17 protein-coding genes and 1 tRNA gene are annotated in these 23,510 nt (G+C 67.5%); 6 read left to right on the top strand and 12 right to left on the bottom strand.

Translation table 11 applies throughout. The annotated features are described in order from the left end of the window. Nucleotide 1: 1 nt before the first annotated feature. Entirely contained in the window at nucleotides 2–412 is a 411-nt protein-coding gene (locus POL67_RS37975; RefSeq protein WP_271925546.1) for a hypothetical protein, read from the bottom strand. A 679-nt stretch (nucleotides 413–1,091) separates the two neighbouring features. Between POL67_RS37975 and POL67_RS37980 the strand changes: the two genes are divergently transcribed. From POL67_RS37980 to POL67_RS37990, 3 genes are all read left to right on the top strand, one after another. Next, nucleotides 1,092–1,397 (top strand): hypothetical protein, encoded by a 306-nt coding sequence (locus POL67_RS37980; protein ID WP_271925547.1) that lies wholly within the window; start codon nucleotides 1,092–1,094, stop codon nucleotides 1,395–1,397. 113 nt (nucleotides 1,398–1,510) lie between these two features. Continuing rightward, nucleotides 1,511–2,200, top strand: coding sequence for a hypothetical protein (locus tag POL67_RS37985; protein ID WP_271925549.1), 690 nt, complete (start codon nucleotides 1,511–1,513; stop codon nucleotides 2,198–2,200). 302 nt (nucleotides 2,201–2,502) lie between these two features. After that, entirely contained in the window at nucleotides 2,503–3,006 is a 504-nt protein-coding gene (locus tag POL67_RS37990; protein WP_271925550.1) for a hypothetical protein, read from the top strand. A gap of 50 nt (nucleotides 3,007–3,056) precedes the next feature. Here POL67_RS37990 and POL67_RS37995 read toward each other — a convergent pair whose 3' ends face one another. The 3 genes from POL67_RS37995 to POL67_RS38005 are packed head-to-tail and all read right to left on the bottom strand — an operon-like array spanning nucleotide 3,057 to nucleotide 6,424. Then, nucleotides 3,057–3,611, bottom strand: a complete 555-nt coding sequence (locus POL67_RS37995; protein WP_271925551.1) for an EF-hand domain-containing protein — start codon at nucleotides 3,609–3,611, stop codon at nucleotides 3,057–3,059. 48 nt (nucleotides 3,612–3,659) lie between these two features. Further along, entirely contained in the window at nucleotides 3,660–5,531 is a 1,872-nt protein-coding gene (locus POL67_RS38000) for an ArnT family glycosyltransferase (protein WP_271925552.1), read from the bottom strand. Continuing rightward, nucleotides 5,528–6,424: a CDP-alcohol phosphatidyltransferase family protein gene (locus POL67_RS38005; protein ID WP_271925554.1), complete on the bottom strand. Its 897-nt coding sequence runs from the start codon at nucleotides 6,422–6,424 to the stop codon at nucleotides 5,528–5,530. The genes POL67_RS38000 and POL67_RS38005 overlap by 4 nt, the downstream gene beginning before the upstream one ends. A gap of 276 nt (nucleotides 6,425–6,700) precedes the next feature. Here POL67_RS38005 and POL67_RS38010 point away from each other — a divergent pair, with 276 nt between their 5' ends. Next, on the top strand, nucleotides 6,701–9,259 hold the full coding sequence (locus POL67_RS38010; RefSeq protein WP_271925555.1) for an efflux RND transporter permease subunit: 2,559 nt from the start codon (nucleotides 6,701–6,703) through the stop codon (nucleotides 9,257–9,259). Here the strand turns inward: POL67_RS38010 and POL67_RS38015 are convergent, their stop codons facing one another. Next, nucleotides 9,260–10,369, bottom strand: a complete 1,110-nt coding sequence (locus POL67_RS38015; protein WP_271925556.1) for a glycosyltransferase family 4 protein — start codon at nucleotides 10,367–10,369, stop codon at nucleotides 9,260–9,262. It abuts the gene before it with no gap. A gap of 389 nt (nucleotides 10,370–10,758) precedes the next feature. Between POL67_RS38015 and POL67_RS38020 the strand changes: the two genes are divergently transcribed. Together POL67_RS38020 and POL67_RS38025 are read left to right on the top strand one after the other, a co-directional pair. After that, a complete protein-coding gene (locus tag POL67_RS38020; RefSeq protein WP_271925557.1) occupies nucleotides 10,759–11,193 on the top strand; it encodes a SpoIIAA family protein in 435 nt (144 codons plus the stop codon). 62 nt (nucleotides 11,194–11,255) lie between these two features. Further along, entirely contained in the window at nucleotides 11,256–12,257 is a 1,002-nt protein-coding gene (locus POL67_RS38025; protein ID WP_271925558.1) for a glycoside hydrolase family 19 protein, read from the top strand. A gap of 10 nt (nucleotides 12,258–12,267) precedes the next feature. Here POL67_RS38025 and POL67_RS38030 read toward each other — a convergent pair. The 7 genes from POL67_RS38030 to POL67_RS38060 all read right to left on the bottom strand — a co-directional run bounded on the left by POL67_RS38030 (nucleotide 12,268) and on the right by POL67_RS38060 (nucleotide 23,508). Continuing rightward, nucleotides 12,268–12,341 (bottom strand) — tRNA-Pro (locus POL67_RS38030). Nucleotides 12,342–12,463: 122 nt separating this feature from the next. Further along, a complete protein-coding gene (locus tag POL67_RS38035; RefSeq protein ID WP_271925559.1) occupies nucleotides 12,464–14,785 on the bottom strand; it encodes a S9 family peptidase in 2,322 nt (773 codons plus the stop codon). A 44-nt stretch (nucleotides 14,786–14,829) separates the two neighbouring features. Further along, nucleotides 14,830–16,182, bottom strand: coding sequence for a hemolysin family protein (locus tag POL67_RS38040; protein WP_271925560.1), 1,353 nt, complete (start codon nucleotides 16,180–16,182; stop codon nucleotides 14,830–14,832). Between the two features lie 72 nt (nucleotides 16,183–16,254). Then, a complete protein-coding gene (locus POL67_RS38045) occupies nucleotides 16,255–17,616 on the bottom strand; it encodes a glutamate--cysteine ligase (RefSeq protein ID WP_271925561.1) in 1,362 nt (453 codons plus the stop codon). Nucleotides 17,617–17,665: 49 nt separating this feature from the next. Beyond that, nucleotides 17,666–18,610: a homocysteine S-methyltransferase family protein gene (locus tag POL67_RS38050; RefSeq protein WP_271925562.1), complete on the bottom strand. Its 945-nt coding sequence runs from the start codon at nucleotides 18,608–18,610 to the stop codon at nucleotides 17,666–17,668. Nucleotides 18,611–18,811: 201 nt separating this feature from the next. Next, nucleotides 18,812–21,616: a VWA domain-containing protein gene (locus POL67_RS38055; RefSeq protein WP_271925563.1), complete on the bottom strand. Its 2,805-nt coding sequence runs from the start codon at nucleotides 21,614–21,616 to the stop codon at nucleotides 18,812–18,814. Beyond that, a complete protein-coding gene (locus POL67_RS38060) occupies nucleotides 21,613–23,508 on the bottom strand; it encodes a vWA domain-containing protein (protein WP_271925564.1) in 1,896 nt (631 codons plus the stop codon). The genes POL67_RS38055 and POL67_RS38060 overlap by 4 nt, the downstream gene beginning before the upstream one ends. Between the last annotated feature and the right edge of the window lie 2 nt (nucleotides 23,509–23,510).

A 23,510-nucleotide genomic window follows, 5' to 3' on the forward strand; every position in this document is an offset into this window, starting at 1 on the left:
CTCAGCCGCGCCGCATCCAGACGAAGGCGGCGACGGCCGCGAGCGCGAGCCCGAACAGGACCAGGGCCAAGACCTTCCGGCGGCGGCGGCTATGTTCGAGGACGTCTTCGTCCTGTCCCAAGAGGCTCGGGCCCGTCGTGTAGCGCGAGCCCTTGGGGTTGCCCATGAGAATGGGCCCCTGGCTCGGGCCCGCCGAATATCGCGAGCCCTTGGGGTTGCCCATGACGACGGGCTCCCGATGGAAGGGCTCGGGCGATCCACGGTCCCCGCCTTCGCTCGTCGTTGCGCCCGTGGTCTCGTCCCCACCGCCCACGGGGTCGACCGGCTTGGGCACGAGGAGCGGCGTCGCGTCGCCCCGCGCCTGCGGCTCCTCGGGGGGATCGGTGAGGGACCAGGTCTTCTTGTCGGTCATGGGGCCGCGTGGACGGTATCACGCCTCGGACGCGGCTGGGATCGTCGCAGGGCCGTTCGCCGGGTGGGGTGAGACCGTCTCCGGGAGGGGTGAGACCGTCTCCAGAGACAGATGCGAGTGTCTTCCGGGAGGGTAAGACCCTCCTGCAAGAGGGTTGGGAGCGTCTTCGAGGGGGAGGAGACCCCCCTCCGGAAGGGGCGCAGGGGTCTCGGGGAGGAAGAACCGTCCCTCCGGGGAAGGACGATACCCTCCTGCAAGAGGGTCGCACGTGTCCTCAGGGTGGATAAGACCCCTGTCCCGGAAGGGACGAGGGGTCTCCAAGGGCGGTCGGGAGGGTCTCGGAGAGGATCGTCACCGTCCCAAGGGAGGGACGAGAGCGTCCTCCGAGAGGGGCGAGAGCGTCTTGAAGAGGGATGGCGCTGTTCTCGAAAAGGGACGAGAGCGTTTTTCGGGGGGATGGGACTGTCGTTGGGGAGGGTCGAGGGGGTCCTCCAAGAGGGTTGGGAGAAAGTCATCCCTGGCTCGTTTCGGTGCCGGTCTTGCCGCGATAGCGGTAGCGACCAGCGCGTTCGCTACGATCGACGCGAACTTGCCCGCACGATATGGCGAGACCACGCTTCGGGCGGGTTTCTCGCCTGACCCATTTGTCGTGGCTGTTCGTTCGAGTGGGTCCAACGACGTGAACGCGTACCGCGCCACTTGCAATGGCTGGGTGGAGGATTCGCCTGACTACCGCATCCATCGCGAGGGTGTCACGGGCTTGCTGCGCTTCTACGTGACGTCGAGCCAAGACACCACGCTGCTCATCTCCGACCCAAACGGCAACTGGTACTGCCGCGACGACTCGTACGACACGCGGAGTCCGACGATCGATTTCTCGAACGCTCCGCAAGGCCGATACGATATATGGGTCGGCTCCATCCACCGAGAGAACCACGAGTCGGCCACCCTGCACATTACAGAAGTGGATTCGAATCATCCATAACGCGGTCCCTGATCTTGGCCGGACCGCGCGCGGAGGGTGATATTGCCAGGCGCGGCAGCCGCGGTTGCTACGGATCCTTGCCATCTCCTCGGCGTGGCAAGTACACTCTCGGGATGCGCGTCCATACCTTCCTTATCCACGCCTTCCTCGTCCACGCCTCGATTCTCGCCCTCTTCGGCTGCAGCGGCGACCCGGCCCCGGCCCCCACGAACACCGAAGATTGCGGCGGGCTCGGCTGCCCGTCTTGCGGCGGGCTGGACCTCACGAACCCCAAAACCGAGATTTGCCAATCGTCCGTCACCTGCACCGCGGACGCCGATTGCACGGCCATGCTCGATGGCGACTGCGTGGAGGACCTCGGCACCTTCACGACCGATTTCTTCCCCGCCGGCTGCGTGGGCGGGGTATGCGTTCATCACGTCGTCAAGGCCAGCTGCCCCGATCACACGACGTGCAGCGATTGCACCGAGCAGGGCAAATCGCAGGCTTGCCACCTCGAGGGCTCGGCTGCCGCCTGCGCCGATTGCTGCGCGGGTTCGAGCGGGAGCACCTATGCCGTGCCCTTCTTCCAGGCCTGCGCCTGCGGTGCGGGCATGCCGTGTGAATCCGCGTGCAGCAAGAGCAGGTACTGCGGCGGCCAAGGCCCCGAGACGGACACGTGCGCCGCTTGCCTCAAGGGAACGCTGCGCGACGGGGGCGCGTGTGTTGCGAGCAGCGATTTCCAATCCGCATGCATTCACATGCAGGGAAGCAACGCGTGCCAAATACTGTCGCAATGCTTGGCGACGTGCCCCACGCCTTGAGCGCTCGGCTCATTCGAAGGAGGTAGTCCGCACGAGCGCCAAGCCACCGACCACGATCCAGAGACAAGACGAAGCGACGCGGGAACGGGAGCGGCAAGCGGGAGCGGTGGCGGAAGCGGTGACGCGGGCGGCAGCGGCGGCGCTAGCTCCGGCGGAAATCAGGTGACCGATCCGAGGGGCTGCGGAAACGGCTCCGCCGTCGGAGCCGGAGCCGGCAACAAACGCGGCCTCGTTCGCGCGCTTCGCCGCGATCGGCCTCCTCGGCCGGCGCAAACGGCGCTACTCCTCCTTCACTTCGCCCCGTGAAAGCCACGAACATGAGAACCCTGGCGACCGCACAAGAAGCGTTTACGGTCCTGGCCGAGTCCCTCTTGATAGCGTTCCGCTTCGAGCACGATCCCAAGAGGTTTACGTTGGTGTGTGACTTCCCACCGGACGAAGGGGCGCAGCGCGCTTTCGTGGGCTTCCTCTTCACGGGCGTCCGTGGCTACACGAGGGAAGCGGGCGATCTCGCCGTCAACCGCAAGTTTCAAGAGTCCTACGAGACCCGTGAGAATCCTCGCGCGGTCGTGGTGCAATCCATCAAGGCAAGTCGTCGATCCCAAAGCGGCAGCCTGGAACTCTGGTTCGGCATCAACTTCGGTGGCATTTCGTTCCGGTACGACCACGTGACGGCGTTCGTACGCAACGCGCACGTCGAAAAGAAAGGGAACGACTGGATCTACCGGGATGCTCAAACGGGGGAGTGCTTCGATTACGCGGATCCCTTCCCGCTGCTGAGAGGGTGCTCCACAGAATCAGGGTGACGCCCGCCCCGCCGCCGGGCGACACCTCCTCCGTCGTCGCGGGGGACGTTCTACTGGAACACGGCCATCGGGCCGAGCAGCCAGTTCCCGGGGGCGTTCGGGTCCGCGCTCAGATAATACTCGACGATGGCCTGCCGGAACTCGGCATAACTGATCTTTCCGCTGCCATCCCGGTCGAGCCGCTTGAACGCCTCGGTGGAGGTCACCGGAGGGACGCCCAGCGCGTCGTACATCCGCACGTACTCTTCGAACGAAAGACTACCGTCACCGTCACGGTCGAGGGCTCCAATCAACCCGTCGACGAGGCCGAGCACCGCATTCTCGAAATTCTCCGGGGCGATGACATTGGCGTTCATGATGCGGATGAACTCCGGCAGCCCGATCTTCTCTCCCGCGTTGCCCTCCGTGGCCCCCAGCAGGACGCCCCACCAGTTCATGAAGCCCTTCTGCATCGCCGTCCTGTTCTTCAGATCCTTCTCGTCCGCCAGGGCGGTGAACAGCTCGGCCATCTTCTGGAAGTCGTCCCGGGTGAGCCACCCATCGCCATCCTGGTCGAACCAGGTGAATACGTAGGTGAACTTCTTGACCTGCAAATCAGTCGTCATGGATATGCCTCCTGGCTTTTAGCTGCGCAGAATCGCTCAGAGTGAACGTCAATCGCCCCGCCCCGCGACCGCCACGAACGAGACCGGCACGAATCGCTCGCCGTCCCATTTCATGAAGCGATACCGCGGTGAGCTCAGCGGCTCCGGGAAGGTGAAGCGCACCTTCGAGACCTCCCCCTCCGGCGAGACCTCCTCGATCGTCGCGCGGTGCGTGCCCGGCTCGAAGACCTGCCCCGCCCGCCACGGCTTGCCCGTCGTGTAGAGCTGCTCGAAGAGCGTCGGGAAGAAATGGCCCTTCTTCGGGCGGACGGCGATCTCGTACTCCGACAGGACCTCCACGTCGACCTCGCCCACGACGTAGGAGAGCGAGTAGTAATGGATGCGCTCGCCGCCGAGGCCCTGGTAGAGCTTGTCGACGTAGGAGATGTTCGGGTTGTGCGTGATCGGCTTGTAATCGGTCACGCCCGTCGGGAGCACGCGGCGGAGGTAGAGGCCGTAGAGCGCGGTCATCTCGCGCTGGTGCCAGTTCAGGAAGTAGACCTCGAGCTTGTCCTCGGGGAGGCGCTGGTAATCGATCGACTTCGCGAGCGAGTCCGCGATCACCCGGTAGCGGCCCTCGAACGTGGCGACGATGTAGATGCACACCTGGCAGAGCACGGGCGCGAGCACGAGGTGCAAGAACACGAGCGTGCCGGCGACGGCGCGATACGAACGGCCCTTCGGGAACCGGGCGACCGCCTCTTCGAGGACCCGCGCGACCATGTAGGCGAAGCCAATCGAGGGCAGGAAGAGGTTGCGCGGGTCGGGGAAGCTCGTCGTCACGATGACCTGCCCCGCCACCATCGTGAGCACGAAGAAGCGGAGCGGCCTGTCGTTCCGCAACCAGCGCCACGCGAGCGCCCAGAAGCCCACCGTGACCGCGCCGAGCGCGAGCGCCGCGAGCGGATAATCACGCACGGGCGTGCTGGAGAGCACGTGCAGAGGCACGCCCGTCGCGAGGATCACGGCGTGGAAAAACCCGGACCGGAAGAAATGCTCGGCCCACAGGCCAGGGTTCTTCAGCGGGTTGATGTAATACACCGAGTTCGCGCCGTGCCCGAGCACCACGAAGTACAGGGCGAGGAACGCCACGCTGACCAGGAAAAATGCGGCCAGCATGCCGAGGTGCGGGCGAATGCGCGCGAAAAAGGGTTGTCCGGGCCGCTCGGGGAAGACCACGACGTGCGCGAGCACGAAGAGCGGGAGCACGAGGCCCGACTCTTTCGAGAGCAGGGCGCAGGCATACGAGAGGAGCGACAACCCCGCGAAGGCGCGGCCGGCTCCCTCGCGGTACCGGATGAACGAGAGGAGCGAGGCGAGGACGAAGATCGCGCCCACGGTCTCGTTGCGGTTCGCGCTCCACACGATGTTCAGCGCGTGCGCGTCGTCGAGCGCGAAGACCGCGACCGCAAAGACGAGCGGCCAGCGGGAGGGCGAGAGATACCGCGCGAGGAGGCGATGGACGAGGAAGACGGTGGCCGTGTAAAACCCGATGTTGATGAGGTGCGCGGCGATCGCGCTGTGGCCGAAGAGCTGGTACTCGAGCCAGTGCGTGATCGACGGGATCGGGCGCCAGAAGTTGATCCGCATGTCCGGATCGGTCCACCAGGGCGCCAGGCCGAATTTCTTGAACGCGGCGACTTCCTCGTTCGAACGGATGAGGCCAAAGAGGTTCAGGTGCTCGCGAAAGATGTCCGGGAACTGATCGAGCGCGAGCCGGTGCAGCCAGTCGTCCGCGAAGAAGCCGCAGCGGAGCGAGGGGATGTAGAAGATCGCCGTGAAGAGCGCGACGAACGCGACGGCGCGGTGCACCTTCGCCCGCGCGAGTGTCGCCTCCGAAGGCGCGGGGTTCTCCTCCTGGGCCGGGAGCGCGGTCGTCACGAAAGGACCTCGCCAGGCTCCACGTGGGCCGCGAGGACGCGGCGCTCCCATACGATCGCGACGATCGCGAGGATCGTGAAGACCACGATGCGAAGCACGAAATAAACCTCGAAACGATCCAGCGCGATGGCGAGGACCATCAGGTCCATGTGCGGGGCGTTGCCGCAGATCGCCCATAACCGCATCGGCGCGCGGTGCGTCGCGACGTACGTCTTGCCGAACGTGTCGTCGGCCGGGCGCTCCGAGAGGCGCACGCCGAGGGGGCTGACCTTGGCGAGCAAGGATTGCCGGTTGCCTAGCTGCCAGACGAAGACCGTCATGAGCACGCGCTGGAAGAGCGAGCCGCCCTGCCGCACCTTTTCCAGCGTCTTCTGCGCGCGTTCGCGATCGCCGCCCTGGTGCTTGCCGCCCGAGTAGAAGCGCAGATAGAGGGCGCAGTGGAAATCGTAGAGCATGAGGTGGTGCGCCCATGCGATGTGCGTGCCGAGGCCGAGCGCGGCCGCGAGGAGCGGCCTGCCCGAGGTCTGTCCGAGGTGGTAGACGGCCGCGAGGGTCGTGGCGACGTTGACCGCGTAGTCGGAGGCGCCGTCGATCGCATGGCCCGTCTCGGACGAGGTCTTTTTCAGCCGCGCGATCATGCCGTCGACGCCGTCGAGGATGGCCGACGCGAAGAGGAGGAGCGCGCCCGCGAGTCGCACGTAGAGGCTTCCCTCGACGATGCAGGCGGCGGCGCCGAGGCCCGCGCAGAGGGACAGGAACGTGATCTGGTTCGGCGTGATGGAGGTCTTCACGAGCGGCCGCGCGAGCAGGAGCTGGAGCGGCCGGTGGACGTGGAGGTTCACGGGGTCCTCCACGTCGGGAGATTTGATCACGTCGCTGAGGCGGATGGTCATCGCTTGGAACGCAAAGGAGGTGAGGTCGCGCGCGCGCCGGGGGAGGCGCGAGCGAGGCCCCATTTGGCATGAAGGACGAGAGAAAGAAACCGTTGCCGCACGCCTTCACGGTGTGAACGTGGTTCACGCCTCGCGAGAGGGTGCGTAGGCTAGGTAGCGGCGAGCACATTCTCATCCGGAGCTTTCCGGCGCGCGGGCTTGCAGGGCCTCTCTCGGGCGTGCACTATCCTGCCGCGTCCGGCGGCCCTGGATCCCGCGCCAGGACGCGCTTTTCCAATGCACGAACGTAGCTCCCCCCGGCCTTTCCGTGTCCTGGGTCGATTTCAGGCGCGCCGGCCTTTTCTGGTCCTTCTCCTGGGCCTGCTTTCGCTGCTGCCCGCGGGCTTCTTCGCGACGAAGATCGGCTTTCGGCCCGATTTCTCGGAGTTATTGCCCGACAACAAGGACAGCGTGATCGAGATGCGCCGGGTGTCGGCGCGGCTCTCGGGCATCACCACGCTGACGGTCACGGCCGAGATCGCGGACGGGAAAAACGAGGCTGCGCTCCGGGCATTCGTGGACGCGCTCGCGCCGAAGCTCCAGGCGCTCGGGCCGCCGTGGGTCGAGCAGGTCGACTGGAGCTCGCGGGAGACGAAGAAGTTCTTCGACGAGAACAAGCTGCTCTTCGCGGAGCTCGCAGACCTTCAGAAGGCGCGGGACGAGGTCGTCGCGCGGTACGAGTACGAGGTCCAGAAGGAGACGGGCGTCCTGCTCGACGAGTCGGATCCGCCGCCGCCGATCACGGCAGCGTCGCTCAAGGAGCGGCTGACGGGGAAAAAGGGGGGCGAGGCAAAGGCCTTACCGAAGAGCCAGGCGGAGATCGATCGAGGCCCACACCCGAACGGGTATTACATGAGCGCCGACGGCAAGTTCGCCGCCGTCATCGCGCGCACGAGCCTGTCGAAGAAGGCGGACCGCGAGGAGCTCCGGCGAAAGATCGAGCAGATCGTCGAGGAGATCGGGCCGAAGAAGATCGATCCGACGATGGAGGTCGGTTACACAGGGGATCTCGTCATCAGCGGCGAGGAGTACGACGCGATCGTGCAGGACCTCGGGGAGGTCGGCGTGGGCGGCGTGCTCGGCGTGCTCGTGCCGGTGCTCCTGTTCTTTCTGCGGGTGCGGACGGTGCTCGTGATGGCGGGCAGCCTGCTCGTGGGGCTCGTGTGGACGTTCGGCCTGACGTATTTCACGATCGGATACCTGAACAGCTCGACGGGCTTTCTGGTCACGATCATCGCCGGCAATGGCATCAATTACGGCATCATGTACATGGCGCGATACCTGGAAGCGCGCCGGGACGACGATGCCGACGTCGAGGGGGCGATCGAGGCGGCGCACAAGGACACGTGGCTGCCGACGCTCTCGGGCTCGGCGACGACGATGCTGGCGTACGGCTCGCTGATGCTGACGGATTTCCGGGGCTTCAAGCACTTCGGGGTCATCGGCGCCTACGGGATGCTGCTCTGCTGGCTCGCGACGTACCTCTTCACGCCGGCGCTGCTGGCGGCGACGGAGCGTGTTCGCCCGGTGTATTTCCCCGGAAAGGAGAAGACGAAGGCGCGCGGCTATTATGGCGTGCTCTTCGCGAAGCTCGCGCAGGCCGCGCCGCGCACGCTCGGGGCGATCGGCGTCGTGATCGGGCTCATCTCGGTGGGGCTCACGTATCAATATTTGACGAAGGACCCGATCGAGTACGACATGCGCAACATCCGCAGCGAGCGGCGCGACAAGAGCGCGGCGCTGTCGCTGTCGGTGCGCGTGGGGCACATCGTCGGCCGGATGTCGCAGGACGGAATGGCGGTCATGACGGACCACCTGGAGCAGGTCCCGCTGCTCGAAACGGAGCTGCAAAAGCGGCTCGAAGCGGCGCCCGCGGACGCGAAGCCGTTTGAAAAGGTGGTGACGATCCACTCGTTGATCCCGAAGGAGCAGGCGGAAAAACTGCCGCTCATCGAGGACATCCGGCGCATCGTGCAGAAGGCGCGGAAGCGGAATCTGATCTCGGACGCGGACTGGGCCGAGATCGCGCCGTACGTGCCCGCGGAGGCATTGAAGTCGATCGCGATCGCGGATCTGCCCGAGACCGTGGCGCGGCCGTTCACGGAGAAGGACGGGACGCGCGGGCGGATCGTGTACATCGTGCCGAAGCAAGGCCAGAGCGTGTGGGACGCGCATTACCTCATCCGCTGGGCCGATAGCTTCCGGGCGACGACGCTGCCGACGGGCGACGTGATCAAGGGATCGGGCCGCGCGGTGATTTACGCGGACATGATCCAGGCGGTGGTGGAGGACGCGCCGAAGGCGGTGGGGCTCGCGGCGATCGGAGTCGTGGTGATCATCCTGATCGCGTTCCGCGGCAGCGCGCGGTCGCTCGGCGTGTTCGTGCCGTGGCTCTTCGGCGTGTCGATGCTGCTCGGGTTCTTGCACCTGCGCGGCATCAAGCTCAATTTCTTGAACTTCATCGTCCTGCCGATCACGTTCGGAATCGGCGCCGAGTATTCGCACAACCTGATGCAGCGATATCTCTCGGAGGGCGGCGAACGGCTCGATCGGGTCTTCACGGAGACGGGCGGCGCGCTCGTGCTCTGCTCGATGACCACGTGCATCGGGTATTTCGCGCTAATGTTCTCCATCAACAAGGGGATCGCGAGCTTCGGGCTGGCGGCGGCGGTCGGGGAGATCGCCTGCCTGCTCTCCGCGGTGCTGATCCTGCCGGCGTTCCTCGTGTGGCTGGAGCGCCGTCGCAAGGCCGCAAAGGCCCCTGAGGTCCGGCCGGAAGGCGCGAGCGGGGCCTGACTAACCGCGGCGGCGGCGCTCTTCGACCACTTCTTCGAAGAGCGCGCCGAGCTGCTCGCCGTGGGCCTGCCAGGAGTGCTTGCGCTCCACGAGCGCGCGCCCTGCCTGCCCGAGACGCTCACGCAAGGCGGCGTCGGTGGCGGCGCGCCGGATCGCCGCGGTGAGGGGCGCGGCCTGGCCCGGCGGGACGAGCAGGGCATGCTCGCCGTCCTTGAAGAGCCGCCGCATGTTCGGGCTTTCGAACGTGATCGCCGCCTTGCCCACCGCGAGGTACTCGAACACCTTGAGGGGATCCATGAACATCCCGTGGTGGCGTAGCTCCTCGTGCCGATCGGGATCATACGCCGCGACGCAGAAATCGCTGGCGGCGATATGGGCGGGGACCTCCTCGTAGGGGACGCGGCCCGTCAGGAGGAAGCGGTGGGACAACCCCGCGGCCTGGATCCGCGCCTCGATGTCGCGGCGCATCTCGCCGTCTCCGACGAGGAGGTAACGGATCTTCGGGGCGGAGGGGTCCCGATCGAGCTCCGCGGCGGCGGCGACGAGGATATCGAGGCCGTGCCAGTGATAAAATGCGCCGGTATAACCCGCGACGATCTCGTCGTCGGCAATCCCGAGGCGGCGCCGGATCGCGGCGCCCGAGACGCCCGGATGGAATGTCTCGATATTGGCGCCCCAGGAGACCTCGACGAGCTTGGGGTGATATCGCTGCGCGACGAGGTGGGGCGCGGTGGAGATGAGCCGGTCGGCGCCCTCGAGGGTGAAGAGGGTGGCCTTGGTGTCGAGGATCATGCTGACCACCGGCACGCCGAGCGCGCGGCCGAGGAAGATGCCGAGGCCCTGGGCGCTGAACCGCTCGTAGATGGCGTCCGGCCGGAAGCGACGGGCGATGGGATACGCCGCGGGGAAGTGGAGAAAGGGGATGACGTACCGCGCGGGGCCGCCGTGGCCGAGCCCAACGCCCGCGACGCCCTCGCCGTGGGAGCCGACCTTGGCCAGGACCTGGACCTCGTGACGGCGGCGCAAGGCACGGACGACCTCGGTGACGTGTGTGGAGCCGCCGTTGGTGCCGGGGAGCGTGATGTTCGGGGCGACGAAGAGGATGCGCATCGGATACGTCCAGCCCTGACGCGGCGCGTATCCCTGGCAAGGAAAAAGTCAAGGCGCGCTAAAAGAAACTTGCACGTGTGTCACCGTCCTGTAACAATCAGTCCTTCGACTTGACATGGAGGCGGCCATGATGCGCGAGCGCGTTCACCAAGTTCTGAAGTTCGTGGGACTGGCCCTTGCCGTCGTCTTCCTCGGCCCGGGCGTGGAAATTACGTCCCAGGACGGTCAAGGCTGAGCGGGGGACGGGCCCTGGAAGGTCGGGGCCCTTTGTGACCTGGACGTGCGGGCGGGTCCCGCACGCGACGGTCGCGTACGTTCGTTCCATACAAACTTGACCCTCGGTGAGGGTCAGCCTACGAGCGCGGAGAGATATCGACGGGGCGGCGGCGATGACTCTCCAGACGCCGGTGAGCGCGGATCGCGAGACCTTGACGGTCGGTACGCATCAGCTCGCCCTGGAGCCGCCTGACATCGTGCTCGTGCGATTCACGGGGGACCTGAGTGACGCGGACGTCGCGCGTATTCTGGATGTGTTCGAGCGCTTTGCGACGTCGACGGGGCGCGCGTACCTGCTGCTCGACGTGGCAGGCGTGGGGCGCGTGACGCCCGAGGCGAGGCGTCTCGCGGCGATGCGGCAGTTGCCGCCCGCGTATGCAGGGCTCGTGGTGTTCGGGGGGACGTTCCAGCAACAGCTCGTGGCGAAGCTCGCGACGACGGCGGGCTGGTTTCTGCGAGGGCGAGCGCTCGGAAAGCCGATGCCCGTGTGCGTGAAGGACGAGCGCGCGGCGCGGGCGTGGCTCGTGGAGCAGCGCGGCGCGTTTTGAGGCGCGAGCCGCCGGGCCACCGGTGTGGATTTCGAGGGCGCACCGGGTGACGATGCCGGGCCATGAAGACGCGGTGGATGAGCTTGTTCGTGGCAATGGCCCTGCTCGGCGTAGCTTGTGGTGACGGTGAGGGAGGCGCGGGCGGCAGTGGCGGAAGCGGCGGCGCGGGCGGTATCGGTGGCGGGACCGGTGGCGCAGGCGGTAGCGGTGGCGCAGGCGGTAGCGGTGGCGCTGGAGGAATGGGCGGCGCTGGAGGAATGGGCGGCGCTGGAGGAATGGGCGGCGCTGGAGGAATGGGCGGCGCTGGAGGAATGGGCGGCAGCGGGGGCGGCGGTGGCAATGGATTCGCGGCGGTCGTCTCGAAAGAGGTCTACGACGCGATGTTCCTGCACCGGAACGCGCTCTACGCATATGAATCGCTCGTCGCCGCGGCGGAGACGTTCCCGGCGTTCTGCAACGAGGGCAGCCTGGACGACCGGAAGCGCGAGGCGGCCGCGTTCCTCGCGAACATCTCGCACGAGACCACGGGTGGCTGGCCCGCGGCCCCGGACGGCCCCTATGCGTGGGGCCTCTATTTCACGCAGGAGGTCGGCTGCGAGAATGGGGGCTGCACGGGGTATTGCGACGCGACGAATCAGCAATGGCCTTGCACGCCGGGGAAGACGTATCACGGGCGCGGGCCCATCCAGCTCTCGTGGAACTACAACTACGGGCAAGCGGGCGCCGCGCTCGGGCTGCCGCTCCTGACGGATCCGGATCTGGTGACGTCGAATGGCACGGTGGCCTTCCGGACGGGCGGGTGGTTCTGGATGACGCCGCAATCACCGAAGCCGTCCTGCCATGACGTGATGACGGGGAAGTGGACGCCGTCGTCGCAGGATCAAATGCTCGGCCGGGTGCCCGGGTTCGGGATGACGATCAACATCATCAACGGCGGGCTCGAGTGCAACCAGCCGACAAACGCCAAGGTGGAGGACCGCGTCGGGTTTTACCAGCGATACACGCAGATGCTCGGCGTGGATCCGGGCACGAACCTGTATTGCGACAAGATGCAGTCGTATTGAGGCAGGTGGGTCGGGGAGGTGGGATTTGAACCCACGACGACGAGCACCCAAAGCTCGTGCACTACCGGACTGTGCGACTCCCCGGGGCGCTGCCCGCTCTTGGGCACCGCGCGGCGGCACTCTAGACGACGTCCCGACCTAGAGCAAGGGGCTCGATGGGGCTCAGCCCAGCTCACCCGAGCGGAGCCCCCCTGCCCTGCGGACGCCTACCGCAGGTTCTCCGCGAAGTATTCGATCGACCGCTGGGTCGCGTAGAGGCGCGCGGCCGGCGCCCGGTAGCCATGGCGCTCGCCGGGGAACACCAGCAGATCGAAGCGTTTGTTCGCCGCGACGAGCGCGTCGATGAGCTCCGCGGTGTTCTGGAAATGCACGTTCTCATCCATGAGCGCGTGCAGGAGGAAGAGCTTGCCGCGGAGGTTTCCGGCGAGCTTCGTCAGGTCCGCCGCTTCGTAGGCCTTCGCGTCCTCCTTGGGGCTGCCGAGGTACCGCTCGGTGTATGCGCTGTCGTAGAGCCGGAAGTCCGTCACGAGCGAACCGGCGACGCCCACGTGGAACCGATCGGGCGCCTTGAGCAGCGCGAGCGCCGCCATGTACCCGCCATAGCTGTGGCCAAAGATGCCGACGCGGCTCGCGTCGACGTACGAGCGCTTGGCGATGGCGTCGAGGCCGGCGATCTGGTCCTCGAGCTCGACGTGGCCCACGTTCTTGTAGAGCGGCGCCTCGAACGCCGGGCCCCGCCCCGAGGTGCCGCGGTTGTCGAGCTGGAACACGACGAAGCCCCGATCCGCGAGGTGCTGCCACAGGAGGGACGGCGACCACATGTTGAGGACCGTCTGCACGCCCGGACCGCCATACACCATCACGAGGACCGGATACTTCTTGCCGGGCTCGATCACGCGCGGCGGGAGGAGCGAGCCATAAAGCTTCACGCCGCCGGGGCCGTCCACCGTCACGATCTCCGGCGAGCGCACGCCGAGCGAGGCGAAATCGGCATCCATCGGCAGCGTGAGATCGCCGATCACGGCGCCGCCGAGCTCGCGAATGACGACCTTCGGCGCGCGATCCTTCGCCGAATGGATGTCCGTGACGATCTTCGCCGTCCGATCGACGCCCGCATAATGCACGCCGGGCTCTTCGGTCCAGCGCTTCGTCTCGCTGCCGTCGAGCTTCACCGAATAAAGCTGCCGGTCGAGCGGCGCTTCCTTGCCATCCGCGATGTAAAAGACACGCCCGCCCGCCTCGTCGACGCGGCCGAGGAGCTGCACGTCCCAGTCGCCCGAGGTGAGCTGCTTGATCGGCGCACCCGTGGCAATGTCCCGGAGCTCAAGGTGGATGTGCCCTCCGATGTCGCGCGTCCACAAAAACCGCTTGGAATCGTCGAGCGGCTTGAACGAGGCCGGATCGAGCCACGTGGCCGAGGTCTCCGAAAAGAGCTCCTTCGTCTCGCCGCTCTTCGCGTCCACGCGCACGAGCGCGCGACGCTTCTGGAGGCGATCGAGCGTCTGCAAATAAAGGGAATTGCCGTCGGGCGCCCAGTGGAAACGGACCATGTAGCGCTCGGCCTCGGCGGGCCATTTCAACCAGGTCGTCTTCTTCGTCTTGAGATCGACGATCCCCGCGCGGACCTTGGGGTTCTTGTCACCCACCGCAGGGTACTTCTGCATCATGAGGTCCGGCTTCTCGCCGCGATACCCGAGCACCGGATGCTCGGGGACCTCGCGCTCGTCCACCTCGAGATACGCAATCTTGTCGCAGCCCGGGGACCAGAAAAACCCGTGCGGCTCGTCGAGCTCCTCCTGTCCGAGGAAATCACTCTGCCCGCGCGTCGTCCCCGCGGGTCCGCCCGTCGTGAGCCTCGTCTCCTTGCGCGTCGCGACGTCCACGACCCACACGTCATCCGATCGAACAAACGCGACCCGCTCGCCCGAGGCGCAGATCTGCGGGTCGAGCTCGGGCTCCTTCGTCTCCGTGAGGCGCGTGATCGCGCCCTCCGCCTTCCGCACGAAGACGTCCCCCGACGAAGGCAAGAGCATGACGGGCGCTTTCTCGGCCCACTGGTACGCGACGATCCCCATCGCCCGCTGCCGCTGGCGCTCGCGTCGGAGCTCCTCCTCGCGCGAGAGCGGCTTCGAGCTGCCCGGGAGATCCGAGGCGCGAAGGAGCACCTTCGACGTGCGCGTCGAGAGATCAAACGCGAAGAGCGACATGGTCATGTCCCCCGACTCGCTCGCGAGGTACGTGACGAGCTTGCCGTCAGGCGAGGGCATGGCCATGCGGGGGATGTTCCATCCGGGCTCCGGCATCTTCACCAAGCGCTCGTACGTGATGGCGCTCTTCTCGGGCCCGAGGATCGTGCCACGCGTCGCATCGGCCGCGGGCGCCGCCGCCTTGGGCGCGCCTTCCGCAGCACGATCCTTCGTCATCTCGTTCAAGAGCGGCCGCTTCGGCCACGGCTCGCCGGCCCCGCCGCAACCGGAGAGCACCCCGGCGAGCGCAAGCACGCCCGCCAAACCCTGTGCCTTGTGCATGCCCCCCGGTTAAACCGAGTGCGAGCCCGAGTCCACTCCGCCCATCACTCGGGCAGCGCGCCGCCCTCCGCCTCGGCCGCCGAGGGAGGCGGCGGCGGCACCGACTTGTCCGTCGTAACGATGCGGACGCGACGCACGCGCCGGCCGACGACGTCGGTCACGATGAGCGTGTAGCCCTCGCACTCGACGCGATCCCCAGGCTCGGCCGGGTGTTCGAGCCGTTCGAGGATGTAGCCGCCCACGGTCTCGACGGTCTTCGCCTCGGGCAGGAGGACGATCCCCGCGTCGCGCTCGAGGTCCGCGAGGAGGACACGGCCGTCGACCTCCACGAGGCCCGGACCACGGCGATGGATCGGCGGAACCTCCTCGTCGTTCTCGTCCCGGATCTCGCCGACGATCTCTTCGAGCACGTCCTCGATCGTGACGAGTCCGACGAACTCGCCGGTCGGGCTCGTGACGATCGCCACGGGGATCTGCTTGGCCTGCATCTCCAGGCGGAGGCGCTCGACGGAGGTGGTCTCGCGGGCGAAGATCGGCTTGCGGAGGAGCTCGGCGACACGCGCAGCCTTGCGACGACCCGAGAGGACGTCGAAGAGGTCACGCAGGTGCAGGTACCCGAGCACGGTGTGGCCCTGGGCGTCGAGGACAGGATACCGCGAGTAGCCGGCCTCCGCGACGATCTTCACGGCCTCGTCGATGCTCATCGCAGCCCGGAGCGTCGCGGCTTCGCTGCGGAGCGACATGACGTGGCGCGCGGTGCGGCGGCGCAGATCGAAGATGCGCACGAGCATGCTGCGCAGCGCAGGATCGAGGCCGGCGGGGCTGCGCGTGAGGAGGATGCGGAGCTCCTCGGAGGTGTGGGCGATCTCCTCCTCGTGCGCGGGCTGGAGGCCAAAGAGGCGGACGAAGCCGTTCGCGGCGGAGTTGAGGACCCAGATGATGGGCCACATCAGGAGGAAGAAGACGTGGAGCGGCTGCGCGGCCCAGAGCGTGACCTTCTCGGTGCGCTGGATGGCGAGGGTCTTCGGCGCGAGCTCGCCGATGATCGTGTGCAGCGACATGATCAGGGTGAAGGCGACGCCGAGGGCGATCGCGCGTGTGGCCTCGGGGCCGACGCCGAACTTGAGGAGCGCAGGTTCGAGGAGGTGCGCGACCGCAGGCTCGCCGATCCAGCCGAGGCCGAGGCTCGCGAGCGTGATGCCGAGCTGGTTCGCCGAGAGGTAGGCGTCGAGGCGCTGCGACATCGCGAGCGCCCGCTTGGCCCGCGCGTCGCCGCTGCGCACGAGCTGCTCCAGGCGCGAGGGGCGCATCTTGACGATGGCGAACTCGGACGCGACGAAAAACGCGTTCAGCAGGATGAGAAGCGCCGTCGCGAGCAGATAGAGAATCGTCGACATCGTCCGAACCCCGTCCCCCAAGGAGCAGGAGAGCGCGCCGAGCGATGGCTCGTTCTCCCTGCGAAGGCGGCCCTAGATGCGAGCCCGCACGAGGATCTCGCGGCGCAAATCCGAGCCGGCTTCGAGGCCCTCGACGAGCGCGTCGGCCGGACACTGGCCCTTCTCGACGAGGCTGCCGAGACGCGCGAGGTGCACGCGCTCGTCCTTGCCGTTGCGCATCCGCGCGCGCCGCGCGAGCCCGCCCTCGGCGATCACGAGCACGCGCTCCGCGAGCGCCGCGAGCCGCTCGCCGCGGAACGTGGCCCCGAGCGCCTTCTCGGCGATCGCCGGACGGAGCGCTTCGAGCTCGGCATACGTAAAACTCTCGGTGAGCGCCTCGGCTTCGTCGAGGGCCCGATCATCGTAGAGGATGCCCGTCCAGAGCGCCGGCAGCGCACACGTGAGCGCGGCCGACTGCGAGTCCGCGCCGCGGACCTCGATCGTGCGCTTGAGCCGCACTTCGGGGAAGAGCGTGTTCAGGTGCGTCTGCCAGTCGGTCGAGGTCGCGCGGTGATCCCGGAAGCCGTGCTTCAAGAAGCTGCGGAAGGACTGGCCCGTGTTCTCGAGGATGGCGTCGCCGCGCTTGATGAGGAACATCGGCGCGTCGAGCGCCCACTCGACATAATCGACGAAGCGCTTGCCACGCTCGAGCACGTTCTCGAGCAACCCCTGCCGCGCGGGATCCACGCTGAGCCACGTGAGCGCACGCCGGCTCTTGCCGCCCCAGAGGCCGCCCTCGACGAACGGGGAGTTCGCGAACATCGCCGTGGTGACGGGCGAGAGCCGGAGCGAGACGCGGAGCGCGCGCATGGCGCCCTCCTCGCTGGAGTAGTCGAAGTTCGCCTGCACCGTGGCCGTACGGCGCATCATGTCGAGGCCGCCCGTGCCGCGCGTCGGCAGGTAACGGCGCATGATGCCGTACCGAGACTTCGGCACCCACGGCAGCTCGTCCTGCCGCGCGAGCGGATGAAACCCGACGCCGAGCCAGCTCAGGTTGAGCTCGCCCGAGATGTCGCGCAGCTCCGCGAGATGACCGCTCATCTCCAGGCAGATCTGGTGGATGTTGTCGAACGCGGCGCCGGAGAGCTCGAGCTGGCCGCCCGGCTCCAAGGTCACGGAGGCGCCCGCGCGTTCGAGGGCGATGATCGGGCCCGTGGGCGATTCGCGATCGATCTTCCAGCCGTGTCGCTCGACGAGCGCTTCGAGCACCGTGAGGACGCTGCGCGGGCCCTCGTAAGGGAGCGGCGCCCCGGTCGTCGTGTCGACGCCGAACTTCTCGGCTTCCGCGCCGATGCGGTAGCGATCGCGCGGCTTCATCGCCGCGTGGAAGGGGATCAGAAGGTCATCGATGCCGCGGATGATCTCCGCCTGATTCGAAAGGCTCGCTTCGGCCATCGTTCGTGGTTCTCGGACTGTTCGAGGGGAGTTGGGGCGCAGCTCAGGCCTAGACGGCCTGCGGCCACATCGGGGAGCGCTCCGAGCCGGAGCCCTTCGGACCAAGCACACGCGCGAGGACTGCGACGTGTTTTGCCGTGGTCCCAGCACCACCGCCGACGAACCTCGCCCCTGCGTCCACCAGACGTTTGCACGCCGCGGCCCACGCTTCCACCGATGTCGTGGTGTCTGGTACGCCATGTTGGCACTCGGGGCTCGCCGCGAGCAGAACCCCGACGCGTGGAGCCCCCGCGCGCAGCACGATCTCCAGCGCAGCCTTGGCCGCGCTCTCGCTCGGTACGTCGACGAGCACGGCATGCACGCCCGCCTCGACTGCGGAGCGTGTCCCCTCTTCCAACGAATCCCCATCGACGACACGCTCGCCGTCCGACGTCTCGAGCAGCGCCCACGTCGGGAGCTGCGTCGCACACGCGCTCACGATGGCCGAGAGCCGCGCCATACGCGCGAGCTGCGTGCCATGCCGGAACGCCTCCGGCGAGAAACCTCGCGCGATGATGAGCTCGCACCCCGACGTCGACAGGCGCGTCGCGTGCATCGCGTACTCTTCGGTGATCCGCTCCGGCAGCGCCGGCGCGATCCAGCGCGCGCCGAGCAGGCCCGCCACCACGACCGGCCGATGCGCGGTGCCCACCGCCTCGATCGCAAGGTCGACCGCCGCGCCCGTGAGCGCGGCCGAGCGGAACGCCATCCCTATCTGCGCGAGCGCCCGCGGCATCGTCTCGTCCGTGACGGCCACGATCACGTCCGATCCCGCGGCGATCTCCTGGCGGTAGTGCTCGGAGACGGCGCCGGGGTTCTCGCGCACGGCGCGCCCGAGGGGCGCCGCGCCGGAGGTCTCCACGCCCCTCGCCGCGAAGGACGACACCGGATCGCCACCCAGGACGAGCGGGCGCCCCGCTTCGAGGCGGGTCAGGAGGGCATCGAGAGAGCTCACGTCATCACGCAGGGGTTCGGGGGCCGAGCTGGGAATGTCCAAGATCGGCCGAAGGTCGTCGACAAAAGGACGAACCTTCGTCCCCTTCTATCACTTCACCTGGAAACACGGAACCCGAGACGCGGCTGCCACGTGCATTTCCCACCCGGGTCGGAGAGCAAGCCCGCACGTGCGCATCACACGGCCCGGCACGTCCGCGCATCAAGCCCCCCGCGCAGAGGCCGCTTGCCCGGACGGGCGCGCCCCGCGCTTCGGCAGGAACTTGCGATCGAACAGGCGAACGCGACGGACGAAGAGGTCGAGGAGGAAAACCACGATGGCCGCGTACACGAAGCGCGTCCACAGCTCCTCGTGGTACGTCACCTTCTCCCCGGCCGGATCGAAGATCGCCTGCACGGAGGCCGGATCGACGGCCGCGCCCGTGGCGAGGGCTGCCTTCTCGAGCGTCGGGAGATCGGCCTCGAAGCTCGCATACTCCTTCGGATACGGGTTCGACACGTGGCCGAAGCTCACGGCGACTTGCTTCATCGCCCCGCCCTCGGCCTCGCGCATGTGCTCGGCTCGCAGCAGGAAGGAGCCGTACTTGTCGAGCGGCTCGTCGACCTCGTACCGACCGGGCGCCGTCTGCCGGAAGTCGACGACCTTCGTCTCGCCGCCAGGCACGATGATCGAGAGCTTGGAGGTCAGGTTGTTCTCGAAGCGCTCGTCCGCCCCGAAGGCGTCGACGGAGGCACGAAGCCGCCCGCCCACGACATCGGCCTTCATATCGAGCTCGCGCCGGTGCTTCTGCCGCATGTGCTCGTGCACGAGCTGGCCCCAGAAGCGCTCGAAGCCCGGCCACCGGAGCCACTCGACCGCCCAGCGTGACTTCACGTCGCTCGTCCACGCGAGCGTCCACCCGAGGCCCACACGCCAGCGCGCGAGGATGGGCTCCTGCGTGTCGCTCTGGAGCAGCTCCACCGCGGGCGGCGGCTTCATCTTCGTCGAGACGTATCCGTGCAGGTTCGGCGCGGTGCGCACGTCGATGCCGCGCAGGAAGGCCGCGTCGCCGACCTGCGTGACGGGGAACCACTCCTCGACCGCGGCGGCGCGCGCGATCATCTCCGTCTCCTTCGTGAAGACGCGCGGCAGGTTGTTCGCGTCGCCGACGGCGTGATACCGGCCGCCGCCGACGTCGGCGATCATCTTGAGGAGCTGCTCGTCCACGTCGCCGCCGAGGCCGACGGTCGTCACCGTGATCGACTCGGCGATCATGGCCGAGACGAGATCTCGGATGCCCGAGCTCGACGCCTTGCCGTCCGTCAACAAGACGACGTGCTTCTTGCGGGCCTGCGTGACCGTGAGGTCCTGGTAGGCCGCGTCGAGCGCCGGGAAGATCTCCGTGCCGCCGCCCGGCTGGATGCGCGCGATGTCGCCCTGAATGCGCGAGCGGTTCCGCGCCGGCTGCATCTTCACGTACCGCGTCGGCGCCGAGTCGAAGGCGATCACCTCGATCAGATCATCGGACGAGAGCACGCCCGCCGTGGCCTTCGCCGCGGCCTTCGCCATCTCCAGCGGCAGGCCGGTCATCGAGCCCGAGCGGTCGATGACGAGGACCATCGCGACGCTCGGCATCTCCTTCTTGCGCTCGTTGTCCATGCGGACGGGCAAGATCCGCTCGATCGTCGAGTGGTACCAGCCGCCGAGGCCGTAGCCCGCCTCGCCGCCTGCGAAGAGGAAGCCGCCGCCGAGATCACGGACGTACGTCTCGATGAGCTCCTGCGCCTGCAGCGACACGGCGTCCTTCGGCGTATCGCTCAGGATCACGAAGTCGAAGCGCTCGATCTCCTTGATCGAGGCCGGAAAGCCTGCGGGCGGGCGCACGTCGACGTCGAGCTGCTGCGCCGTGAGCGCGCTCGACAGCGGCCCCGCGTGCTGCGGCGTGCCCTCGATGTAGAGCACCGCCGGGCGCCCGGGGACGTCGATCGTCGTGGAGAACTTGTTGTTCTCCTTGAACTTGTCGGCCGGGATCTCGTCGACCTCGAACGCGTACGTCACCTGGCCCGCGATACGCACGACGCTCTTGAAGATGATGTCGTTCGGGCCGGCCTTGAGATCGAGCTCCTTGATGCCTTCGAGCCCGTTCAGCGCCTCGCCCTGGTAGAGCCGCGCGCGCGCCTTCGTTGCCCGCGTCGCGTAGATGTCGGCGTGGATCGCGAACGTCTCGCCGACCTTCACGCGCTCCGGCATCTTGAGCTCGCGCACGGCCACCTCGGGCGGCGCGGGCCTTCGATACGGGATTGTGAAGAGCTTGATCCCGAACTCCTTGGCGCGGTTCGACTCGGCGAGCAGATCGCCCTCGGTCTGCACGCCGTCCGTGAGGAGCACGGCGCGCTTGAGGTAGCCCTGCGGATACAGGCCGTACGCGAGCTGGAGCGCCGCCTGCAGGTTCGAGCCCGCGCCGAGCGACTCCGACTGCGCCTTGTCCGCACTCTCGTGCCGCGTGATCGGCGGAGGCTTCGCGTTCTCCTCGCCCTCGGCCTCGGGCGCCTCCACGACGCGTGGCCGCTTGGCGAACGTGACGAGCTTGACGATCCCGTCTTTAGGCTTCTCGGCCCAGGCCCGCTGCACGGCCGCGCGCGCGTCGTCGAGCGCCTCGTCCGTGACGGAGTCCGAGACGTCGACGAGGTAGACCGTGCAGACCTTCTCGGTCGTGGCTGTACGCGCGAGGCGCGAGAGGCCGAGCGCGAGGAGCGCGACGAACGAGATGCGCAGCAGCACCGAGAGCACGCGCTGCGGCCACGGCAGATCGGCGAGCGACTGCGAGAGGACGGCGACGAACCACGGCGCGAGCAGGACCGCCCCGAGCATCTTCGGGTTGAGCAGCTCGTAGGTGATCCCGCCACGCACCCACGTCAGCGTGGGATCGGGGTGCAAGAGGACGAAGCGCCGATAGGCCCAAAAGAGGAGCCCTGCGAGCGCGAGGCAGGTCGAGACCCAAGCGATGACCCGGAGGCGCTTGTTCACACCGTCACCCTCCGATGGTACGTGAGCCACTCGATCGCGGTGACCAGGAGCACCGCGGCGAGCAAGTAGATCCAGATCTCGCGTCGTACGCCGACCTTGAACTCACCGACGGGGCCCGCCGCGCGCCCGCCGACGACGAGCTCCGTCGCCGGCGTGATCACGCTCTCGGCCGGATCGACGAGGTTCGCCGCGAAGGTCGTGGTCTCGTCCGGACCCGTGGACAGCTTGTAGAAGCCCGCTTGCTGGCCGAGGAAGATCGCGCGGCCGTCCTTCACGGGCACGCTGCGCTTCGTTCCATCGGGCAACTCGAGCGTCGCGGTATCCGCCGCGGACGAGGCCGGGATCTGCCAGACCGTGCCCGTGCGGAAGGAGGAGATGTACTGGACGTCCTCCTCGACGAACTCGTTGATCGTGTTGAGCAGGAAGAGCGGCCAGGAGATCCGCAGCGGGAAATCGCTCTCGCGGACGTCGAAGCCGAGCGCGACGAATTTCACGCCCGCGCGGGTGCCGGCGATCAGGATCGGCCCCTTGTAGCTCTTGCCGATCACCTTGTCCTCCTTCTCGCCTTTCAGCGGACGCGCGCGCCCGATGTTGACGTCCGAGAGGACCGTGTAGCGGAGGATCGGGTGTTTCTCGTCGAGCTCGTCGAAGCCGAGCCGATAGTTCGGATCCGTATCTTCGACGGGCTTGCCCACCTCGAACGGCACGTTCTCGCCCGAGGGGTTGAGGTAGAGCAGGCTGCCGCTGCCAGCCGCGACGTTCGGCGTCACGCCATCGAAGATGGTCACATCGAAGTTGCCCTTGGCCGGGTACCGCGAAGGATCGATCGTCGTGACTTCGAGGTACTCGTCGAGCAGGAGCGCGGCTTCGAGGAACATGTTGCCCGAAGTCACGACCTGCACGCGGGACCGCCTGCGCTCGGGCAAGAGCGCGAAGGCGTGATCGTCGGCGGGCAGATCGTCGCGGCTGCCGTTCGCGTAGGCGATCTTCGCTTCGAGCGTCTTCGACGCGCCCGAGAGGTTCGGATAGAAGCGCGGCAGCCGCTCCTTGGGCCCGAGCCGGATCTGCGAGAGGTCCGTGAGCTGCCCGTCGCCGAAGAGCGAGAGCTCGACGTCGACCGGCTCGTCGTTCGTGTTCGTGACCTCGAGCATCACCTCGTAGCGGCTCTTGTCGAGCGGGTACCGCCGCACGGAGAAGCCCGTGATCGCCACGTTCGTCGCGCGGGATCCGATGGGCAGGAACGAGATCCGCACATCGCCGAGCTCCACGGGTCCGGCCGCATCGACCGCAGGGCCGAGCGCGCCGTCCGACACGACGATGATCTCCGGCGACGAAAGGCCACGCAGCGTGTCGGCCCCGAAGCGCAGGCCACGCGCAAAATCGGCGCTCGCGTCGGTCGCCTTGATCGATGCGACGGCCGCTTCGAGGTCGGGGATCTCGCTCGTCATCGTGGAGAGCGGCGTCACGGCCGCATCCATCTGCGCGACGAGCATGCGATCGCTGCCCGAGAGGCCGCGGACCATGCGCTTGACCTCTTCCTTCGCGGCGTCGATGCGCGACGGCGCGACGTCCGTGGCCTTCATGCTCGCGCTCGCGTCGACGAGCACGATGATGTTGCGGCCTTCGAGGATGTTCGCCGCGGGCCGCGGATCGCCGAGCGCGAGCAGGAGCAGCGCGAGGAGCGCGAGCTGCAGGAGGAGCGAGAGGAAGCGCTTCAACTGCGAGAAGAGGCTCGTGGCCTCCTTATCGCGCAGGATGCGCTCCCAGAGCTTCTCGAAGGGAACGGCGACGGGGCGCCGACGCAGCTTCAGGATGTAGAAGACGACGACCACGCTGCCGGCGAGGGCGCCGATCTGGAGCAGGGTCGCGAGCGGGACGCCGACGAAATGCATGG

Source organism: Polyangium mundeleinium, assembly GCF_028369105.1.
In the GTDB taxonomy this organism is placed as follows: Bacteria; Myxococcota_A; Polyangia; order Polyangiales; family Polyangiaceae; genus Polyangium; species Polyangium mundeleinium.